Below are 19,955 nucleotides of genomic sequence, written 5' to 3' on the forward strand. Positions count from 1 at the left end.
TGCCATCCATGACAATGCTCGGTAATTTTCCGGGCATTGTCTCTCTGTGAATTCCGCTATGACCCAACCTGCGATTGCCCAGTCAGTTTCTCCTTACCGCCAGCTGCTGGTGGGCTTTAGCGGTGGCCTGGATTCAACCGTCCTGCTGCACCGACTGATGCTATGGCGCGAACAGGAATCGGATGTGCAAATCCGCGCGATTCATATTCATCACGGGCTGAGTCCCTTTGCCGATGAGTGGGTCGCTCACTGCGAGTCGCTTTGCCTGGCCTGGAATATCCCGCTTTTGATTGAACGTGTGACGCTGTTGGATGAAGGTCTCGGGACTGAAGCTCAGGCACGGAAAGCGCGCTATGCTGCCTTTGAGAAATCACTTCTGCCCGGCGAAGCGATTGTCACGGCGCAGCATCTCGACGATCAGTGTGAAACCTTCTTATTAGCGCTCAAACGTGGCAGCGGCCCGGCAGGATTATCCGCGATGGCTGAGTGCAGTGAATTTGCCGGTACGCACTTATTACGCCCATTGCTGGGGGAAACCCGCGCTTCACTGGAGCGCTGGGCGCAGGAACATAATCTTCGTTGGATTGAAGATGAAAGTAATCAGGATGACGCCTACGACCGGAACTTCCTGCGCCTGCGCATTTTGCCCGAACTTTCTCAGCGTTGGCCGCATTTTGCCGAGGCGACGGCAAGGAGTGCGAAATTATGCGCAGAGCAGGAGAGCTTGCTGGATGAACTCCTCAGCGAAGAGCTGGAGAGCCTGATGTCGCAAGAGCGAGCGCTGCGCATTGCGCCGCTGCAGGCGATGAGCGCGGTGCGCCGTGGAGCGCTGCTGCGACGCTGGCTGGCCGGTCATAATGCCCAGATGCCCTCGCGCGACATGCTCAACCGCATCTGGGAAGAGATCGTGCAGGCGCGCGAAGATGCCAATCCGTGCTTACGCTTTAACGATTTTGAACTGAGACGCTACAAAGAGCAGCTCTGGTGGATCAAGCATCAGCCGTCACTGGCCGATGAAATCCTTCCGTGGGACAACATCCTTGAGCCACGGGAACTGCCGCAGGGCGCGGGCCAGGTTTGTCTTGAAGGTGCCGGGAATGTACGGCTGCCGGAAGCGGGTGAAAAGGTAACGATCCGTTTTAAGGCCAGCGGGAATTTACACATTGTGGGTCGCAACGGCGGGCGCAAGCTGAAAAAAATCTGGCAGGAGTGCCATATCCCGCCCTGGCGACGTGATTCCACGCCCCTGCTTTTTTATGGCGAAAACTTGATTGCGGCGGCGGGCGTGTTTATCACGCAGGAAGGCTGGGCGGAACAGGGTGTGAGTTTCGAGCGGAAAGCGTAACGGGCAGTGAGCTGCCCGTTAAAAGGAATTAGGATTCGCTCACCACGACGGTGCCGATATCCGGATGACTAAAGCTGGCAATTTTATCGAGACGAAGTTCACGCGTTGCACCTGCGTCTTCGACGACCAGATATTCAACGTTCTTACGTGATACAAGGTCACTCGCTTTTGCTTTCAGCTCCTCGCCGTCTTTTAAGGCCAGCGCCAGGATCAGGTGATTCTGGCAGGCAAGCTCGAGGTTATCGTAGTCATCACAGTTGATGGGTTGATAGGTATCATTCATTGACATAATCGCTCACCAGTAAATTCGCAGCAGCATACGCCGCTTTTTCCCTGACCGATTCTGAAAGGCTGGCGTCCGACGCCACTTCATTCAGCACTTTCAATACACAGCCCAACGCATCCGGGATATACCCCAGATCTCCGCTGGCAATTTCCGCATACCTTTTGCGAATTAACTCACAATAATTTTCCACATCCCCTCCTGCCAGCGCACTGACGTTACTGTGAGATACACTTAAGCCTACGAAGATAAACTCGGTTTAGCAAGGTGACTATACCATACTCATTCAAGCAATATCAGCGCCTTGATATTGCTGAGATTCGCCGCTGCGTAACAGCCTTTTGGCCGGAATTTCGCTACAATGGGCACCTGATTCGAATGGAGTTCTCTCATGGCGCTGAAAGCGACAATTTATAAAGCGGTAGTCAACGTAGCTGACCTTGACCGCAACCAGTTTCTCGATGCGTCGTTAACGCTGGCCCGTCACCCGTCCGAAACGCAGGAGCGCATGATGCTGCGCCTGCTGGCGTGGATTAAGTACGCCAATGAACGCCTGCAATTTACGCGTGGTTTGAGCGCTGAAGAAGAGCCGGAAGCCTGGCTGCGTAACGATCATATGGGTATCGATTTGTGGATCGAACTGGGTCTGCCGGACGAGCGTCGTATCAAAAAGGCCTGCACTCAGGCGGCTGAAGTCGCGATTTTCGCCTATAATCAGCGTGCTGCGGAGATCTGGTGGCAGCAAAACCAGCGTAAATGCGCGCAGTATTCGCACCTGTCGGTATGGTATCTGGATGACGAACAGCTGGCGCAACTGACCGCGTTTGCCACCCGTACGATGGCACTGCAGGCGACGATTCAGGATGGGGCAATCTGGCTGTCTGATGCTCAGAATAATCTGGAAATTCATCTGACTGCGTGGCAATCCCCGTCATGATTGTGGTGTCCCGAACCGTTACCATTCCTGATAATGAGCTGGAAATTACCGCGATCCGGGCTCAGGGGGCGGGCGGCCAGCATGTAAATAAAGCCTCAACGGCGATTCATCTGCGCTTTGACATTCGGGCCTCCAGCCTGCCAGAGTCCTATAAAGAAGCCCTGCTGGCTGCCAGCCATCATCTGATTACCAGCGATGGCGTCATCATTATTAAGGCGCAAGAGTACCGCAGCCAGGATTTGAATCGCGAAGCCGCACTTTCCCGGCTGGTGGCGGTCATACAGGAGCTTACGGCGGTGCAAAAAAGCCGCCGCGCCACACGACCGACGCGGGCGTCGAAAGAGCGCCGATTGTCATCAAAAGCGCAGAAATCCACCGTAAAATCACTGCGTGGAAAAGTACGTCGGCCCCAGGAATAACGTACCAGGATTACATTGTTATAAGGAATTCATCGTGAATAAAGCGATATTGTCAGTGTTGGCCGCGTCCACACTGTTTGCATTAATAGGGTGTAACAACCGCGCCGAGATGCAGACTCTGCAACCGACGCACTCCGAAGAGTTGAAGCCGATGCAGCAGAGCTGGCGCGGCGTTCTGCCGTGCGCAGACTGTGAAGGTATTGAAACGACTCTGTTCCTGGAAAAGGACGGTTCATGGGTCATGAACCAGCGCTATCAGGGCGCGAAAGAGCCCTCTTCCTTTGCATCTTATGGCAATTGGGCACGCACGGCTGAGAAGCTGGTGCTGACGGATGCTGAAGGCGAGAAAACCTATTTCCGTGCCAAAGGCGAAGGCATGGAGATGCTGGATCGAGAAGGGAATCCAATCGAGTCCCAGTTTAATTACACCCTTGCACCAGTTAAAGCAGCGCTGCCGTCCACCCCAATGGCAATGCGCGGCATGTATTTCTACATGGCGGATGCAGCGGTCTTCACCGACTGTGTAACAGGCAAAAAAGTGAGTGTCGCGAATAATGCCCAGCTGGAACGTGATTATGCCGTGGCGCGCGGGAATGACAGCAAGCCGGTACTGTTGACGGTGGACGGTCACTTCACGCTGGAGCCGAACCCGGACAGCGGTGAGATGGTCAAAACGCTGGTAACGGATAAGAATGCGAAGTTTGTGGCGGGTAAAGACTGCGACAGTAAGTAAGTCTGAATCAGACGTAAAAGAAAACCCCGCCGAGGCGGGGTTTTTTATGTCTTAACCTTTGATGGCTTTCACCAGGTAATCAAGAATGTCGCCAGTCTTGATCATCTGCTTCTCGCCGCTGCGTCGGTATTTGTATTCAATCTCGTCGCTGTCGAGGTTACGGTCGCCGATGACGACTGTGTGTGGGATACCGATCAGTTCCATATCCGCAAACATCACGCCCGGACGCTCTTTACGGTCGTCCATCAGCACTTCGATGCCCTGCGCGCGCAGTTCGCTGTACAGTTTCTCAGCCAGTTCCTGAACACGGTAAGACTTGTGCATGTTCATTGGCAAAATTGCTACCTGGAACGGCGCGATATTGTCTGGCCAGACGATGCCGCGCTCGTCGTGGTTCTGCTCAATGGCAGCAGCCACAACGCGCGTCACACCGATACCGTAGCAACCCATGGTCAGGATCTGGTTGCGACCGTCTTCACCCTGAACGGCTGCGTTCAGCGCCTGGGAGTACTTCGTCCCCAGCTGGAAGATATGGCCCACTTCGATACCGCGTTTAATCTGAAGATGACCCTGGCCGTCCGGGCTTGGATCGCCGGCAACCACGTTACGGATATCCGCCACTTCTGGCGTCGCAGTGTCGCGATCCCAGTTGATGCCAAAGTAGTGCTTACCGTCGATGTTAGCGCCAGCAGAGAAATCGCTCATGGCGGCAACGGTACGGTCGATAACGACTGGAACCGGTAGATTAACCGGACCCAGTGAACCTGGACCTGCATTAATCACCGCGCGGATTTCCGCTTCGGTAGCAAATGTCAGCGGGCTTGCGACCTGCGGCAGTTTTTCGGCTTTCACTTCGTTCAGCTCGTGATCGCCACGAACCAGCAGGGCAACCAGCGGATACGCGCTACCTTCAACGGATTTCACCAGCAGCGTTTTCACCGTTTTCTCAATCGGCAGATTGAACTGCTCAACCAGCTCGGCGATGGTTTTCGCGTTTGGCGTGTCGACCAGTTTCATCTCTTCGGTCGCCGCTGCGCGCGGAGTGGCAGGTGCCAGCGCTTCGGCAAATTCGATATTCGCCGCGTAGTCAGAGGTATCGGAGAAGATCACATCATCTTCGCCGCTCTGAGCCAGCACCTGGAATTCGTGGGAGGCGCTACCGCCGATTGAACCGGTATCAGCCTGTACAGCGCGGAAATCCAGACCCATACGGGAGAAGATTTTGCTGTAGGCACCGTACATCACGTCGTAAGTTTCCTGCAGGGATTCCTGTGAGGTATGGAAAGAGTAGGCATCTTTCATCAGGAATTCGCGGGAACGCATCACGCCGAAACGCGGGCGAACTTCGTCACGGAACTTGGTCTGGATCTGGAAGAAGTTCAGCGGCAGCTGTTTGTACGAGTTCAGCTCGTTACGGATCAGGTCAGTGATCACTTCTTCATGCGTTGGGCCGAGCACAAACGGACGCTCGCCGCGATCAACAAAGCGCAGCAGTTCCGGGCCGTACTGCTCCCAGCGACCACTTTCCATCCACAGGTCAGCGGGCTGAACCACAGGCATGGACACCTCGATAGCACCGGCGTTGTTCATCTCTTCACGCACGATGTTTTCGACTTTTTTCAGGACGCGCAGGCCGGTCGGCAACCAGGTGTACAACCCGGAGGCCAGCTTGCGGATCATCCCGGCGCGCAGCATCAGCTGGTGGCTGATGACTTCAGCGTCGGCAGGTGTCTCCTTCAGTGTGGAGAGCAGATATTGGCTAGTACGCATGTTGTTACGGTTCCATTTCGACGATTGGACCAGGCTGAAACGTCAGACTGACACAAAAAAAGTGGTTTAGTTTACCAGTGTGGCAAAGATGCCAAAAGAGAGGAAAAATAAAATTAGCGCTCTTCCAGCGCAAAGACTTCAAAACCTGCCTCGGTGACGCGCCAGCGTACGTTAAAATCGAGCAACAGGACGGCGTATGTTTTGCCTGCCTCTTCCTCTTTTCTGTAGGCGGGTCGCGGATCTTGCGCCAGAACGTCGACAATAAAATCCTTCAGACGAGGGTAACGCTTTTCCAGATGCAGGAGCTGCGCGCAGACCGCTGCCGTGAATCCAACGGGCATATCTGCCGTTGGGGCCTGCTGGGCATAGCTCGCGCGAGCGTCGGGCAGCGCTTCGGCAAAGGGCAGATAGGGTTTGATATCCACCACGGGCGTGCCGTCGACCAGATCCAGACTGCCTAACTGCAGAATCACCTGATCCTTCTGGCAGCGAATGCCTTGTAGCTCAACGAGCGACATGCCTACAGGATTTGGGCGGAAGGTCGAACGCGTGGCAAACACCCCCATTCTGGCATTCCCGCCCAGTCGGGGAGGGCGTACCGTCGGGCGCCAGCCACCTTCCATCGTTTGATGAAAGATAAACAGCACCCACAGATGGCTGAATGCCTCCAGGCCACGCACCGCATCGGCCTGGTTATAAGGGGCAATTAAGTGAAGTTCGCCGCCGCCGCTTTTGACCAGACCAGGCTGGCGTGGCACGGCAAACTTCTCTTTATAAGGCGAGCGGATAACACCTATCTGCTCAAACTGAAATGCACTCATTTAGCCGTGACGTTAAGGGCGTTGCCCATACACACAGCCTGACGATAGCAGCCTGGCGTACCGCTGGTAACTTCACAGCTGTGCAGCAAGACGGCGTTGGCTTTCATTTTGGCGGCATTAATCTGCAGGCGTTTACGCGCCGTTGGGATATTTGGCGGAGAGTCCTGATTGCTGGCCTGGCAGGATTCACCGGTGACTTCACCCAGATCGCGGAATGGCTTGCCAATCAGATCTTCAGCTTTGGTGTAGATTTTTACCGGCGCAGGACGCGGCGGTTTTGGTTTTGCTGGCTCCACCTTCGGTGGGGTTGCAGTGCTTTTAACAGGTTCAACAGGAGATCTGCTTAGCATTGAACAGCCGCTCAGCATGAGTGCTAAAAGACAGATCGGTAAAGCACGCATAATATTTCCTCAATGAATAATCAAATCGTCAGTTATTGAATCAGTTGCCTGCATAAATGACAAGACGGGCTTTCGCCCGTCTTGAATGATATTACAGAAAGGTCAGATTACCAGCCTTTAACAGCGCCGCCGTTAAACACTTTGTTGGCTTCCTGGTAAACTTCTTCAGACTGGTATGCCTGAACGAATTTTTTCACGTTTTCCGCGTCTTTGTTATCTTCGCGGCTCACGATCAGGTTAACGTACGGGGAGTCTTTGTCTTCAACAAAGATGCCGTCTTTTGCTGGTGTCAGGCCAATCTGGCTGGCGTAAGTAGTATTGATAACTGCCAGAGCAATCTGCGCATCGTCCAGAGAGCGTGGCAGCTGTGGTGCTTCCAGCTCAACCAGCTTCAGGTTTTTCGGGTTTTCAGTCACATCCAGCACGGTTGGCAGCAAGCCCACGCCATCTTTCAGTTTGATCAGCCCCACTTTCTGCAGCAGCAGCAGGGAACGGCCCAGGTTGGTTGGGTCGTTAGGAATCGCGACCTGAGAACCCGGCTGCAGTTCTTCCAGAGATTTGATTTTTTTAGAGTAGCCAGCAATTGGGTAAACGAAGGTGTTCGCTACGGCAACCAGTTTGTAGCCACGGTCTTTAATCTGCTGATCCAGATATGGTTTGTGCTGGAAGGCGTTAGCATCGATGTCGCCTTTGCTCAGCGCTTCGTTCGGCAGAACATAGTCGTTAAAGGTTACCAGCTCAACGTCCAGGCCATACTTCTCTTTTGCGACTTTCTGCGCAACTTCTGCAACCTGCTGTTCAGCGCCAACAATGACGCCCACTTTGATATGGTTTGGATCTTTTTCATCCTGACCGCAACCCACCAGAGCCAGGGAGCCGATCAGTGCGCCTACCGCAGCAAAGGTCTTCAATTTAAACGTCATGTTATATCCTTAATTCGTCGAGTTTGCGTTGTGTAACGTTATTTGTGAGTAACAGCCCGGACGATGCGATCGCCAGAGAATTGAATGAGATAAACCAGCACAACCAGCAATACCAGAACGGTGTTCATTACGGTAGCGTTATAACCAATATAACCATATTGATAGCCGATCTGACCCAGACCGCCCGCCCCGACAGCACCGCCCATGGCGGAATACCCGACCAGCGTGATAAGGGTAATCGTTGCCGCATTCACCAGACCTGGCAGCGCTTCGGGCAACAGCACTTTGCGTACGATCTGCATTGGCGTCGCGCCCATGGCACGAGAGGCTTCGATCAGACCGGTTGGAATTTCCAGCAGGGCATTTTCAACCATACGCGCGATAAACGGCGCGGCGCCTACGGTCAGCGGCACAATGGCAGCCTGCAGACCAATCGATGTCCCCACGATGACACGAGTAAATGGAATCATCCACACCAGCAGGATAATAAAAGGAATCGAACGGAAGATGTTTACCAGCGCAGAGAGCGTGCGGTAAAGCTTCGCGTTTTCGATAATTTGCCCTGGACGCGTGACGTACAGCAGCACGCCAACCGGCAGGCCAATCACAAAACCAAAGAATCCTGATACGAAGGTCATTGCCAGCGTTTCCCAAACGCCGCGAACCAGCAGCCACATCATCGGCTCAGACATAACCCAGTACCTCTACTTTTACATGGTGTTCCTGCAGCCAGGCAATTGCGGCTTGCGTCTCTTCTTGTGTTCCGTGCATTTCCGTCAGCATGATGCCGAACTTCACGCCACCGGCGTAATCCATCTGAGCGCTGATAATGTTGTTATTCACATTAAAGCGGCGTGCGGTTTCGGAAAGCAGAGGGGCATCAACGGACTGACCGGTGAATTCCATGCGCAGCATTGGAACGCTGTCAGGAGCTGATCCCACTTTTAAACGCGCCAGATAATCTTCCGGAATATCCAGGTGCAGAGTGGATTGAATGAACTGCTGGGCAAGGGGCGTTTTCGGATGCGAGAACACTTCGCTGACGGTGTCCTGCTCGATCAGTTCACCGTTGCTGATTACCGCAACGCAGTCGCAGATGCGCTTAACGACATCCATCTCATGAGTAATAAGAAGGATGGTCAGACCGAGACGACGGTTAATGTCTTTCAATAATTCCAGAATAGAGCGGGTGGTTGCCGGATCCAGTGCGCTGGTGGCTTCATCGCAGAGCAGCACTTTAGGGTTGCTTGCCAGCGCACGGGCAATCGCCACGCGCTGTTTCTGGCCACCGGACAGATTAGCCGGGTAGCTGTCATGCTTATCAGACAGGCCAACCAGCTCCAGCAGCTCGGTTACCCGGCGTTTCACTTCTTCTTTTGGCGTGTTGTCCAGCTCCAGCGGAAGTGCGACGTTACCAAAAACAGTGCGTGATGCCAGCAGGTTAAAGTGCTGGAAAATCATGCCTATCTGACGACGGGCCTGAGTTAATTCTTTTTCGGAAAGTTTGGTCAGCTCCTGGCCGCCAACCTGGACGCTACCTTCGGTCGGACGCTCGAGCAGGTTAACGCAACGGATGAGCGTACTTTTACCGGCACCCGATGCGCCAATGACGCCATAAATCTGTCCAGCCGGAACATGCAGGCTGACATTGTTCAGCGCCTGAATGGTTCGGGTTCCTTGCTGGAACACTTTGGTGATATTGGAAAGTTTAATCATTAGATTATTTTTATCGTATGTAAGTTAGCCGTGGCATTTTGTTCTGCCAGATACGGGGTTCAACCGTAAACAAAATGGATGTTAAGGCATCCAGACGTCTAAATCAATCCAACAGTGCGCGATGAGCACTTTCTTGCGCGGTGAAACATGAGATAATAGCGGCACATGCCTTTTTCAGGAGCAAACCCGTGGCAAAATCAGTACCCGCAATTTTTCTCGATCGTGACGGCACCATTAATGTCGATCACGGTTATGTGCATGAGATTGATGAGTTCGAATTCATCGACGGCGTTATTGACGCCATGCGCGAACTTAAAGCGATGGATTATGCGCTGGTGGTGGTGACCAATCAGTCGGGGATCGCCCGGGGTAAATTTACCGAAGCGCAATTCGAAACGCTGACCGAGTGGATGGACTGGTCACTGGCCGATCGGGATGTAGAGCTGGACGGTATCTATTATTGTCCGCATCACCCGCAAGGGACCGTCGAAGAATACCGCCAGACATGTGATTGCCGTAAACCTCATCCTGGGATGTTTATCTCTGCGCAGGAATTCCTGCACATTGATATGGCCTCTTCTTATATGGTGGGCGACAAACTGGAAGATATGCAGGCGGCAACAGCAGCAGGCGTGGGCACTAAAGTATTAGTTCGCACCGGTAAGCCGGTTACCCCAGAAGCTGAAAGCGCGGCAGATCTGGTACTGAATAGCCTTGCAGACCTGCCAAAAGCGCTCAAAATGCAGCAAAAATAGGCGTCACGTTGAAAAAATGAGCGGTTGAAATAAAAATGTATTTTTCCGCTTGTCATTCCTCTGAAGCTCCCTATAATGCGCCTCCATCGACACGGCAGATGTGAATCACTTCACACAAACAGCCGGTTCGGTTGAAGAGAAAAAATCCTGAAATTCAGGGTTGACTCTGAAAGAGGAAAGCGTAATATACGCCACCTCGCAACGGTGAGCGAAAGCCGCGTTGCACTGCTCTTTAACAATTTATCAGACAATCTGTGTGGGCACTCAAAGTGACATGGATTCTAAACGTCGCAAGACGCTAAATGAATACCAAAGTCTCTGAGTGAACATACGTAATTCATTACGAAGTTTAATTCACGAGCATCAAACTTAAATTGAAGAGTTTGATCATGGCTCAGATTGAACGCTGGCGGCAGGCCTAACACATGCAAGTCGAGCGGTAGCACAGAGAGCTTGCTCTCGGGTGACGAGCGGCGGACGGGTGAGTAATGTCTGGGAAACTGCCTGATGGAGGGGGATAACTACTGGAAACGGTAGCTAATACCGCATAACGTCGCAAGACCAAAGAGGGGGACCTTCGGGCCTCTTGCCATCAGATGTGCCCAGATGGGATTAGCTAGTAGGTGGGGTAACGGCTCACCTAGGCGACGATCCCTAGCTGGTCTGAGAGGATGACCAGCCACACTGGAACTGAGACACGGTCCAGACTCCTACGGGAGGCAGCAGTGGGGAATATTGCACAATGGGCGCAAGCCTGATGCAGCCATGCCGCGTGTATGAAGAAGGCCTTCGGGTTGTAAAGTACTTTCAGCGAGGAGGAAGGCATTGTGGTTAATAACCACAGTGATTGACGTTACTCGCAGAAGAAGCACCGGCTAACTCCGTGCCAGCAGCCGCGGTAATACGGAGGGTGCAAGCGTTAATCGGAATTACTGGGCGTAAAGCGCACGCAGGCGGTCTGTCAAGTCGGATGTGAAATCCCCGGGCTCAACCTGGGAACTGCATTCGAAACTGGCAGGCTAGAGTCTTGTAGAGGGGGGTAGAATTCCAGGTGTAGCGGTGAAATGCGTAGAGATCTGGAGGAATACCGGTGGCGAAGGCGGCCCCCTGGACAAAGACTGACGCTCAGGTGCGAAAGCGTGGGGAGCAAACAGGATTAGATACCCTGGTAGTCCACGCCGTAAACGATGTCGACTTGGAGGTTGTTCCCTTGAGGAGTGGCTTCCGGAGCTAACGCGTTAAGTCGACCGCCTGGGGAGTACGGCCGCAAGGTTAAAACTCAAATGAATTGACGGGGGCCCGCACAAGCGGTGGAGCATGTGGTTTAATTCGATGCAACGCGAAGAACCTTACCTACTCTTGACATCCACGGAATTTAGCAGAGATGCTTTAGTGCCTTCGGGAACCGTGAGACAGGTGCTGCATGGCTGTCGTCAGCTCGTGTTGTGAAATGTTGGGTTAAGTCCCGCAACGAGCGCAACCCTTATCCTTTGTTGCCAGCGGTTCGGCCGGGAACTCAAAGGAGACTGCCAGTGATAAACTGGAGGAAGGTGGGGATGACGTCAAGTCATCATGGCCCTTACGAGTAGGGCTACACACGTGCTACAATGGCGTATACAAAGAGAAGCGACCTCGCGAGAGCAAGCGGACCTCATAAAGTACGTCGTAGTCCGGATTGGAGTCTGCAACTCGACTCCATGAAGTCGGAATCGCTAGTAATCGTAGATCAGAATGCTACGGTGAATACGTTCCCGGGCCTTGTACACACCGCCCGTCACACCATGGGAGTGGGTTGCAAAAGAAGTAGGTAGCTTAACCTTCGGGAGGGCGCTTACCACTTTGTGATTCATGACTGGGGTGAAGTCGTAACAAGGTAACCGTAGGGGAACCTGCGGTTGGATCACCTCCTTACCTGAAAGAACCTGCCTTTGTAGTGTCCACACAGATTGTCTGATGAAAAATAAGCAGTAAAAAATCTCTGCAGGCTTGTAGCTCAGGTGGTTAGAGCGCACCCCTGATAAGGGTGAGGTCGGTGGTTCAAGTCCACTCAGGCCTACCAAATTTATCCTGATACTGCGTTGTGAAACGGCTCGCATACTTCAGTATGCTTCGTCCTTCCACGCCTTGTCTCAGTATAAATTACCGGTAATGAGATTTAGCATTTGTGATGGGGTTATAGCTCAGCTGGGAGAGCGCCTGCCTTGCACGCAGGAGGTCTGCGGTTCGATCCCGCATAGCTCCACCATCCTTTTACTGCGAACAACAAGAAAACTTCAGAGTGTACCTGAAAAGGTTCACTGCGAAGTTTTGCTCTTTAAAAATCTGGATCAAGCTGAAAATTGAAACGACACACTGCGTCTGTTCTCCGTAATAAGAACAGAGTGACGGTGTGTTCGAGTCTCTCAAATTTTCGCGACACGAGGGTGTTTTACGAAACATCTTCGGGTTGTGAGGTTAAGCGACTAAGCGTACACGGTGGATGCCCTGGCAGTCAGAGGCGATGAAGGGCGTGCTAATCTGCGATAAGCGTCGGCGAGGTGATATGAACCTTTGACCCGGCGATACCCGAATGGGGAAACCCAGTGTGTTCCGACACACTATCATGTCATGAATACATAGTGGCATGAGGCGAACCGGGGGAACTGAAACATCTAAGTACCCCGAGGAAAAGAAATCAACCGAGATTCCCCCAGTAGCGGCGAGCGAACGGGGAGGAGCCCAGAGTCTGAATCAGCGCGTGTGTTAGTGGAAGCGTCTGGAAAGTCGCACGATACAGGGTGAAAGTCCCGTACACAAAAATGCACACGTTGTGAACTCGAAGAGTAGGGCGGGACACGTGGTATCCTGTCTGAATATGGGGGGACCATCCTCCAAGGCTAAATACTCCTGACTGACCGATAGTGAACCAGTACCGTGAGGGAAAGGCGAAAAGAACCCCGGCGAGGGGAGTGAAAAAGAACCTGAAACCGTGTACGTACAAGCAGTGGGAGCCTCTTTTATGGGGTGACTGCGTACCTTTTGTATAATGGGTCAGCGACTTATATTCTGTAGCAAGGTTAACCGTATAGGGGAGCCGAAGGGAAACCGAGTCTTAACTGGGCGTTAAGTTGCAGGGTATAGACCCGAAACCCGGTGATCTAGCCATGGGCAGGTTGAAGGTTGGGTAACACTAACTGGAGGACCGAACCGACTAATGTTGAAAAATTAGCGGATGACTTGTGGCTGGGGGTGAAAGGCCAATCAAACCGGGAGATAGCTGGTTCTCCCCGAAAGCTATTTAGGTAGCGCCTCGTGAACTCATCTTCGGGGGTAGAGCACTGTTTCGGCTAGGGGGCCATCCCGGCTTACCAACCCGATGCAAACTACGAATACCGAAGAATGTTATCACGGGAGACACACGGCGGGTGCTAACGTCCGTCGTGAAGAGGGAAACAACCCAGACCGCCAGCTAAGGTCCCAAAGTCATGGTTAAGTGGGAAACGATGTGGGAAGGCACAGACAGCCAGGATGTTGGCTTAGAAGCAGCCATCATTTAAAGAAAGCGTAATAGCTCACTGGTCGAGTCGGCCTGCGCGGAAGATGTAACGGGGCTAAACCATGCACCGAAGCTGCGGCAGCGACACTTAGGTGTTGTTGGGTAGGGGAGCGTTCTGTAAGCCGTTGAAGGTGTGCTGTGAGGCATGCTGGAGGTATCAGAAGTGCGAATGCTGACATAAGTAACGATAAAGCGGGTGAAAAGCCCGCTCGCCGGAAGACCAAGGGTTCCTGTCCAACGTTAATCGGGGCAGGGTGAGTCGACCCCTAAGGCGAGGCCGAAAGGCGTAGTCGATGGGAAACAGGTTAATATTCCTGTACTTGGTGTTACTGCGAAGGGGGGACGGAGAAGGCTATGTTAGCCGGGCGACGGTTGTCCCGGTTTAAGCATGTAGGCGGAGGTTCCAGGTAAATCCGGTACCTTTTTAACGCTGAGGTGTGATGACGAGGCACTACGGTGCTGAAGTAACAAATGCCCTGCTTCCAGGAAAAGCCTCTAAGCATCAGGTAACATCAAATCGTACCCCAAACCGACACAGGTGGTCAGGTAGAGAATACCAAGGCGCTTGAGAGAACTCGGGTGAAGGAACTAGGCAAAATGGTGCCGTAACTTCGGGAGAAGGCACGCTGGTGTGTAGGTGAAGTCCCTGCGGACGGAGCTGAAACCAGTCGAAGATACCAGCTGGCTGCAACTGTTTATTAAAAACACAGCACTGTGCAAACACGAAAGTGGACGTATACGGTGTGACGCCTGCCCGGTGCCGGAAGGTTAATTGATGGGGTTAGCGGCAACGCGAAGCTCTTGATCGAAGCCCCGGTAAACGGCGGCCGTAACTATAACGGTCCTAAGGTAGCGAAATTCCTTGTCGGGTAAGTTCCGACCTGCACGAATGGCGTAATGATGGCCAGGCTGTCTCCACCCGAGACTCAGTGAAATTGAACTCGCTGTGAAGATGCAGTGTACCCGCGGCAAGACGGAAAGACCCCGTGAACCTTTACTATAGCTTGACACTGAACACTGGTCCTTGATGTGTAGGATAGGTGGGAGGCTTTGAAGCGTGGACGCCAGTCTGCGTGGAGCCAACCTTGAAATACCACCCTTTAATGGCTGGTGTTCTAACGTAGACCCGTAATCCGGGTTGCGGACAGTGTCTGGTGGGTAGTTTGACTGGGGCGGTCTCCTCCTAAAGAGTAACGGAGGAGCACGAAGGTTAGCTAATCCTGGTCGGACATCAGGAGGTTAGTGCAATGGCATAAGCTAGCTTGACTGCGAGAGTGACGGCTCGAGCAGGTGCGAAAGCAGGTCATAGTGATCCGGTGGTTCTGAATGGAAGGGCCATCGCTCAACGGATAAAAGGTACTCCGGGGATAACAGGCTGATACCGCCCAAGAGTTCATATCGACGGCGGTGTTTGGCACCTCGATGTCGGCTCATCACATCCTGGGGCTGAAGTAGGTCCCAAGGGTACGGCTGTTCGCCGTTTAAAGTGGTACGCGAGCTGGGTTTAGAACGTCGTGAGACAGTTCGGTCCCTATCTGCCGTGGGCGCTGGAGAATTGAGGGGGGCTGCTCCTAGTACGAGAGGACCGGAGTGGACGCATCACTGGTGTTCGGGTTGTCATGCCAATGGCATTGCCCGGTAGCTAAATGCGGAAAAGATAAGTGCTGAAAGCATCTAAGCACGAAACTTGCCCCGAGATGAGTTCTCCCTGACTCCTTGAGAGTCCTGAAGGAACGTTGAAGACTACGACGTTGATAGGCTGGGTGTGTAAGTGCAGCGATGTATTGAGCTAACCAGTACTAATGAACCGTGAGGCTTAACCTTACAACGCCGAAGATGTTTTGGCGAAGCAGAGACAGTCGATTTTCAGCTGATACAGATTAATTAATGCGCAGAGATGCGTGTTGATACAGAATTTGCCTGGCGGCTTTAGCGCGGTGGTCCCACCTGACCCCATGCCGAACTCAGAAGTGAAACGCCGTAGCGCCGATGGTAGTGTGGGGTCTCCCCATGTGAGAGTAGGGAACTGCCAGGCATCAAATTAAGTAGTAAACCGGTGCATGAATCCGGTAGTTACAGAAGTCTTCGGTGGAGCGGTAGTTCAGTCGGTTAGAATACCTGCCTGTCACGCAGGGGGTCGCGGGTTCGAGTCCCGTCCGTTCCGCCACTTATTAAAAGCCCTGAGTTAACGCTCAGGGCTTTTTCTTGTCTGAAATTTAATTATTGCTATAAACGCAAAAATCCTCTGCATATTTCACTCTTTTTCAACATACCTATACCACGCGATAATCATCCTCAGTTAACGAACATAATGATTAAAGAGGATTTACATGACTATCCCTGCATTCGGTCTTGGCACCTTCCGCCTGAAAGACGACGTCGTCATCGCATCTGTTAAAACCGCTCTCGAATTAGGTTATCGTACCGTCGATACGGCACAAATTTATGGCAATGAAGCGGCTGTAGGCCAGGCCATTGAAGAAAGCGGCGTACCACGTGAAGAATTATTTATTACGACGAAGATCTGGACGGAAAACCTCAGCAAAGACAAGCTGATCCCAAGCCTGAAAGAGAGCCTGGAAAAGCTGCGCACCGATTATGTCGATCTGACGCTCATCCACTGGCCTTCACCAGGTGATGCTGTTTCTGTTGAAGAAACTATGCTGGCACTTCTGGAAGCTAAAAAGTTAGGTTTGACTCGCAACATCGGGATCTCGAATTTCACTATTCCATTGATGGAAAAGGCGATTGCGGCCGTTGGCGCAGAAAATATTGCCACCAATCAGATTGAGCTGTCCCCGTACCTGCAAAACCGTAAAGTGGTGAACTGGGCGAATGAGAAAGGTATTCACATCACGTCGTACATGACGCTGGCGTATGGTAAAGCGTTGAAAGATGAAGTCATTGCGCGTATTGCTGATAAGCACAATGCAACGGCGGCGCAGGTTATCCTGGCGTGGGCGATGGGGGAAGGTTATGCCGTGATCCCTTCTTCAACGAAACGTGAGAACCTGGCGAGCAACCTTCTGGCGCGGGATCTCAACCTAGATGCTGAAGATCAAAAAGCGATCGCTGCGCTTGATTGCAACGACCGCCTGGTCAGCCCGGAAGGTCTGGCCCCAAACTGGGATTAATTTAACTCACCCTCTGTAGCCTCAAACCCTCTCACAGCTCCTTCGGGAGCTGTTTTATATGCTCACTCAGAAAGTCGATAAATGCCCGGATACGGGTACTGACTGCGCGGTCGCTGTAATAAACTGCACTGAAGGGCATCTCCACCGGCAGACGTTTGTCCTCCATCAACTCGACCAGCTCACCTCGGGCTATTTCTTTATTAATCATATAGTCAGACAGACAGGCAATCCCATTCCCGCTAAGGCAGAGCTGTTTCAATGTCTCCCCACTATTAGAAGACAGCCCGCTGGTAATCTCATGAAGTTGACCGTCGCTGCAGGCAATCGGCCAGGTATTCAGCGATAACGGCTCTGTGAATCCCAGACAGAGATGGTTTTTTAACTCCTCTACCGTCTCAGGTTTACCATATTGCGCAATATAGTCGGGTGAGGCGATGATTTTGCGATAGCTGGTAAACAGCGGACGGGCGCGCAGACTCGAGTCCGTCAGCGTTCCGGCGCGAATGGCCACATCCACTTTGCGCTCAATCAGGTTGATGAACGTCTCAGAGGATACAAGCGACAAGGTCATCTCTGGGTAACGTTCGCGAAAGGGTTTCACTAATGGCATCAGAAAATGCAGCACGACGGGAGTGGCCGCATCGATGCGCAAAAGCCCGCGCGGTGTACTCCGTGTTTCCATGATCTCTGTTTCTGCTGCGGCCATCTCCTGCAAAATCGACTGCACCCGGCGAAAATAACGCTCACCTTCTTCGGTCAGGCTCAGCTGCCGCGTCGTCCGGTTCAGCAAACTCACCCCAAGCTTCATTTCCAGCTTTTTGACGGAACGGCTAATCGCCGAATTTGCCTGTCCCAGCTGCTCTGCAGCCCGGCTAAAACTCCCGCTTTCCACGACAGCCACGAAGATTGCCAGCTCTTCTGAGGTTGCTTTCATTATTGCACCACCCGCAAAATTCTATTGATATTTTGACCATTTTTGTTATTTAAACACTGGCGCATACTTCGTGTCATCTTAATCCTGATGATACGGAGTATTTTATGCCACTGGCGCTTCTTGCCCTGACGATCAGTGCCTTCGCAATTGGCACGACCGAATTTGTCATCGTAGGTTTGGTTCCTACGATTGCCGATCAACTTTCTATCTCTCTACCTTCTGCCGGTTTGCTGGTCTCCATTTACGCGCTGGGCGTTGCGATTGGCGCACCTGTTCTGACTGCGTTAACCGGACGTTTCCCACGTAAACAGCTGTTAATGGCGCTGATGGTGCTCTTTACCGCCGGGAACATCCTCGCCTGGCAGGCACCGGACTACACCACGCTGGTGATTGCCCGCCTGCTGACTGGCCTCGCGCATGGCGTGTTCTTCTCGATTGGCTCAACCATCGCGACCAGCCTGGTACCCAAAGAGAAAGCGGCATCTGCCATCGCCATTATGTTCGGCGGTTTAACGGTTGCACTGGTGACAGGCGTACCACTGGGCACCTTTATCGGACAGCATTTTGGCTGGCGTGAAACTTTCCTGGCCGTCTCACTGCTGGGGGTCATTGCACTGATTGCAAGCCTGATCCTTGTACCGTCAAATATTCCCGGTCGTGCGAGTGCCAGTCTCCGCGATCAGGTGAAAGTGCTGACGCACCCTCGATTGCTGATTATCTATGCCATCACGGCTCTGGGCTACGGCGGTGTCTTTACGGCGTTCACCTTCCTGGCTCCGATGATGCAGGATTTGGCCGGCTTCTCGCCGAGTGCAGTGAGCTGGATCTTGCTGGGATATGGGGTTTCTGTCGCAATCGGTAATATCTGGGGCGGCAAACTTGCCGATAAACACGGTGCTGTACCGGCGCTGAAATTCATCTTCGCGGCTCTGGTTGTACTGCTGATGGTATTCCAGTTTACCGCCGCCATACAGTACGCGGCGCTGGGCACGATTCTGGTGATGGGGATCTTCGCCTTCGGCAATGTGCCCGGCCTGCAGGTCTACGTAGTGCAGAAGGCCGAACTGTATACACCTAACGCCGTAGATGTCGCCTCTGGCCTTAACATCGCCGCATTTAACGTAGGGATCGCGCTGGGTTCCATCATCGGCGGGCAAACGGTTGAGCACTTTGGTTTAGCGCAAACGCCGTGGATTGGTGCCGTGATCGTCCTCGCTGCTTTCCTGCTGATTGGCCTGAGTGGCCGTCTCGATAAAACGGCTCGTGTAGCACTGGGATAAGTATCAGTAAGCGCTTGCTTACAAAACCAGACAGAGGTTTATGAGTAATTGCGTTGAAAGTGTGACCTAAAATCCCTATAACAGTAGAACCAGTCCGTTTTCCGGGCTGGTTCAAAGCTATAGAGGTCGTTTCGAAAAGTGCGAAAAAATACCTATGCCATGCGCTATATTGCCGGACAACCTGCGGAGAGAATTTTGCCTCCGGGGTCGTTTGCGAGTCTTGGCCAGGCATTGCCCGCTGGCGCCCCCTTAAGCAGCGATGACAAAATTCGCGTGCTGGTGTGGAATATCTTCAAGCAGCAGCGTGCAGAGTGGTTATCCGTTCTGAAGAATTTCGGTAAGGATGCGCATCTGGTGCTGTTGCAGGAGGCGCAAACCACTCCTGAACTGGTTCGGTTTGCAACTACCAACTACCTTGCCGCAGATCAGGTTCCCGCTTTTGTCTTGCCCCAACACCCCTCGGGCGTTATGACGCTCTCTGCTGCGCACCCGGTTTACTGCTGTCCACTGCGTGAGCGCGAGCCTATTCTGCGTCTGGCAAAATCGGCATTAGTCACCGTCTATCCTCTGCCCGATACCCGCCTGCTGATGGTGGTAAACATTCACGCCGTGAATTTTAGCCTGGGTGTCGATGTGTATAGTAAGCAGTTACTTCCCATTGGCGATCAGATCGCGCATCACAGTGGGCCGATTATTATGGCGGGGGATTTCAATGCCTGGAGTCGTCCGCGCATGAATGCGTTGTATCGCTTTGCGCGCGAAATGTCCTTGCGCGAAGTGCGTTTCACCGACGATCAGCGGCGCAAAGCGTTTGGTCGTCCGCTTGATTTTGTCTTCTATCGTGGTCTGAATGTGCACGAAGCCTCTGTACTGGTGACGCGCGCCTCCGATCACAATCCACTACTTGTTGAATTCAGTCCCGGCAAACCTGAGAAGTAATGGTGCGTCAGGTCTGCCGTCGGGCAGGCC

At 52.9% G+C, this 19,955-nt stretch carries 16 protein-coding genes, 3 tRNA genes, 3 rRNA genes and 1 pseudogene; 14 read left to right on the forward strand and 9 right to left on the reverse strand.

Translation table 11 applies throughout. The features are described 5' to 3' along the window. The first annotated feature begins 58 nt into the window (after positions 1-58). A complete protein-coding gene (gene tilS, locus ACB496_RS04040) occupies positions 59-1,345 on the forward strand; it encodes a tRNA lysidine(34) synthetase TilS (protein ID WP_371974516.1) in 1,287 nt (428 codons plus the stop codon). Positions 1,346-1,373: 28 nt separating this feature from the next. On the opposite strand, the gene rof is transcribed toward tilS, so the two are convergent. After that, positions 1,374-1,634: a Rho-binding antiterminator gene (rof, locus tag ACB496_RS04045; protein WP_100777542.1), complete on the reverse strand. Its 261-nt coding sequence runs from the start codon at positions 1,632-1,634 to the stop codon at positions 1,374-1,376. Then, positions 1,621-1,821 (reverse strand): YaeP family protein, encoded by a 201-nt coding sequence (locus ACB496_RS04050; protein ID WP_095280858.1) that lies wholly within the window; start codon positions 1,819-1,821, stop codon positions 1,621-1,623. The genes rof and ACB496_RS04050 overlap by 14 nt, the downstream gene beginning before the upstream one ends. Positions 1,822-2,019: 198 nt before the next feature. Here ACB496_RS04050 and ACB496_RS04055 point away from each other — a divergent pair, with 198 nt between their 5' ends. The 3 genes from ACB496_RS04055 to nlpE are packed head-to-tail and all read left to right on the forward strand — an operon-like array spanning position 2,020 to position 3,717. After that, positions 2,020-2,565: a YaeQ family protein gene (locus tag ACB496_RS04055; protein ID WP_100777541.1), complete on the forward strand. Its 546-nt coding sequence runs from the start codon at positions 2,020-2,022 to the stop codon at positions 2,563-2,565. Then, on the forward strand, positions 2,562-2,984 hold the full coding sequence (gene arfB, locus ACB496_RS04060) for an alternative ribosome rescue aminoacyl-tRNA hydrolase ArfB (RefSeq protein WP_100777540.1): 423 nt from the start codon (positions 2,562-2,564) through the stop codon (positions 2,982-2,984). The genes ACB496_RS04055 and arfB overlap by 4 nt, the downstream gene beginning before the upstream one ends. A 34-nt stretch (positions 2,985-3,018) precedes the next feature. Continuing rightward, positions 3,019-3,717, forward strand: a complete 699-nt coding sequence (nlpE, locus tag ACB496_RS04065) for an envelope stress response activation lipoprotein NlpE (protein WP_371974517.1) — start codon at positions 3,019-3,021, stop codon at positions 3,715-3,717. 51 nt (positions 3,718-3,768) lie between these two features. Here the strand turns inward: nlpE and proS are convergent, their stop codons facing one another. The 6 genes from proS to metN form a co-directional block, all read right to left on the reverse strand. Further along, the gene (gene proS / locus ACB496_RS04070; RefSeq protein WP_371974518.1) at positions 3,769-5,487 is read right to left on the reverse strand and encodes a proline--tRNA ligase; all 1,719 of its coding nucleotides are present in this window, start codon (positions 5,485-5,487) and stop codon (positions 3,769-3,771) included. A gap of 113 nt (positions 5,488-5,600) precedes the next feature. Then, a complete protein-coding gene (tsaA, locus tag ACB496_RS04075) occupies positions 5,601-6,308 on the reverse strand; it encodes a tRNA (N6-threonylcarbamoyladenosine(37)-N6)-methyltransferase TrmO (protein ID WP_371974519.1) in 708 nt (235 codons plus the stop codon). Further along, on the reverse strand, positions 6,305-6,709 hold the full coding sequence (gene rcsF, locus ACB496_RS04080; RefSeq protein WP_107702212.1) for an Rcs stress response system protein RcsF: 405 nt from the start codon (positions 6,707-6,709) through the stop codon (positions 6,305-6,307). Before rcsF ends, tsaA begins: the two co-directional genes overlap by 4 nt. Positions 6,710-6,816: 107 nt before the next feature. Next, positions 6,817-7,632 (reverse strand): methionine ABC transporter substrate-binding lipoprotein MetQ, encoded by an 816-nt coding sequence (gene metQ, locus ACB496_RS04085; protein WP_100777535.1) that lies wholly within the window; start codon positions 7,630-7,632, stop codon positions 6,817-6,819. Positions 7,633-7,670: 38 nt separating this feature from the next. After that, positions 7,671-8,324 carry a methionine ABC transporter permease MetI gene (locus ACB496_RS04090; RefSeq protein WP_003856130.1) on the reverse strand — a complete coding sequence of 218 codons (654 nt, stop codon included), beginning with the start codon at positions 8,322-8,324 and terminating at the stop codon, positions 7,671-7,673. Next, positions 8,317-9,348 (reverse strand): methionine ABC transporter ATP-binding protein MetN, encoded by a 1,032-nt coding sequence (gene metN, locus ACB496_RS04095; RefSeq protein ID WP_371974520.1) that lies wholly within the window; start codon positions 9,346-9,348, stop codon positions 8,317-8,319. The genes ACB496_RS04090 and metN overlap by 8 nt, the downstream gene beginning before the upstream one ends. Positions 9,349-9,536: 188 nt before the next feature. On the opposite strand from metN, the gene gmhB reads away from it, so the two are divergent. The 8 genes from gmhB (at position 9,537) to dkgB (ending at position 16,772) form a co-directional block, all read left to right on the forward strand. Continuing rightward, positions 9,537-10,103, forward strand: coding sequence for a D-glycero-beta-D-manno-heptose 1,7-bisphosphate 7-phosphatase (gene gmhB / locus ACB496_RS04100; protein WP_371974521.1), 567 nt, complete (start codon positions 9,537-9,539; stop codon positions 10,101-10,103). Positions 10,104-10,474: 371 nt separating this feature from the next. Beyond that, a 16S ribosomal RNA gene (locus tag ACB496_RS04105) occupies positions 10,475-12,014 on the forward strand. 71 nt (positions 12,015-12,085) lie between these two features. Beyond that, positions 12,086-12,162: transfer RNA gene (locus ACB496_RS04110), tRNA-Ile, on the forward strand. A 110-nt stretch (positions 12,163-12,272) separates the two neighbouring features. After that, positions 12,273-12,348, forward strand: a tRNA-Ala gene (locus tag ACB496_RS04115). Positions 12,349-12,555: 207 nt separating this feature from the next. Next, a 23S ribosomal RNA gene (locus ACB496_RS04120) occupies positions 12,556-15,462 on the forward strand. Between the two features lie 95 nt (positions 15,463-15,557). Further along, positions 15,558-15,673: ribosomal RNA gene (rrf, locus tag ACB496_RS04125) — 5S ribosomal RNA — on the forward strand. The 16S, 23S and 5S rRNA genes sit together here with 3 tRNA genes alongside, the layout of an rRNA operon. Positions 15,674-15,728: 55 nt before the next feature. Beyond that, positions 15,729-15,805, forward strand: a tRNA-Asp gene (locus ACB496_RS04130). 163 nt (positions 15,806-15,968) lie between these two features. Beyond that, on the forward strand, positions 15,969-16,772 hold the full coding sequence (gene dkgB, locus ACB496_RS04135) for a 2,5-didehydrogluconate reductase DkgB (RefSeq protein WP_371974522.1): 804 nt from the start codon (positions 15,969-15,971) through the stop codon (positions 16,770-16,772). Here the strand turns inward: dkgB and yafC are convergent. Then, positions 16,769-17,706 (reverse strand): annotated as a pseudogene (gene yafC / locus ACB496_RS04140) (DNA-binding transcriptional regulator YafC). The gene dkgB and the pseudogene yafC sit on opposite strands and share 4 nt — an antisense overlap. 104 nt (positions 17,707-17,810) lie before the next feature. Here yafC and ACB496_RS04145 point away from each other — a divergent pair. Beyond that, positions 17,811-18,986, forward strand: a complete 1,176-nt coding sequence (locus ACB496_RS04145; RefSeq protein WP_371974523.1) for an MFS transporter — start codon at positions 17,811-17,813, stop codon at positions 18,984-18,986. A 138-nt stretch (positions 18,987-19,124) separates the two neighbouring features. Next, on the forward strand, positions 19,125-19,925 hold the full coding sequence (locus ACB496_RS04150; protein ID WP_100777529.1) for an endonuclease/exonuclease/phosphatase family protein: 801 nt from the start codon (positions 19,125-19,127) through the stop codon (positions 19,923-19,925). Positions 19,926-19,955 lie beyond the last annotated feature (30 nt).

It is taken from the genome of Lelliottia nimipressuralis (genome assembly GCF_041464075.1).
GTDB classification, from domain to species: Bacteria; Pseudomonadota; Gammaproteobacteria; order Enterobacterales; family Enterobacteriaceae; genus Enterobacter; species Enterobacter nimipressuralis.

Excerpts from the sequence above, each read along its gene's own strand:
- tilS (WP_371974516.1), top strand. The coding sequence starts at position 59 with ATGACCCAACCTGCGATTGCCCAGTCAGTTTCTCCTTACCGCCAGCTG.
- rof (WP_100777542.1), bottom strand. The coding sequence starts at position 1,634 with ATGTCAATGAATGATACCTATCAACCCATCAACTGTGATGACTACGAT.
- ACB496_RS04055 (WP_100777541.1), top strand. The coding sequence starts at position 2,020 with ATGGCGCTGAAAGCGACAATTTATAAAGCGGTAGTCAACGTAGCTGAC.
- arfB (WP_100777540.1), top strand. The coding sequence starts at position 2,562 with ATGATTGTGGTGTCCCGAACCGTTACCATTCCTGATAATGAGCTGGAA.
- proS (WP_371974518.1), bottom strand. The coding sequence starts at position 5,487 with ATGCGTACTAGCCAATATCTGCTCTCCACACTGAAGGAGACACCTGCC.
- tsaA (WP_371974519.1), bottom strand. The coding sequence starts at position 6,308 with ATGAGTGCATTTCAGTTTGAGCAGATAGGTGTTATCCGCTCGCCTTAT.
- rcsF (WP_107702212.1), bottom strand. The coding sequence starts at position 6,709 with ATGCGTGCTTTACCGATCTGTCTTTTAGCACTCATGCTGAGCGGCTGT.
- metQ (WP_100777535.1), bottom strand. The coding sequence starts at position 7,632 with ATGACGTTTAAATTGAAGACCTTTGCTGCGGTAGGCGCACTGATCGGC.
- ACB496_RS04090 (WP_003856130.1), bottom strand. The coding sequence starts at position 8,324 with ATGTCTGAGCCGATGATGTGGCTGCTGGTTCGCGGCGTTTGGGAAACG.
- metN (WP_371974520.1), bottom strand. The coding sequence starts at position 9,348 with ATGATTAAACTTTCCAATATCACCAAAGTGTTCCAGCAAGGAACCCGA.
- dkgB (WP_371974522.1), top strand. The coding sequence starts at position 15,969 with ATGACTATCCCTGCATTCGGTCTTGGCACCTTCCGCCTGAAAGACGAC.
- ACB496_RS04145 (WP_371974523.1), top strand. The coding sequence starts at position 17,811 with ATGCCACTGGCGCTTCTTGCCCTGACGATCAGTGCCTTCGCAATTGGC.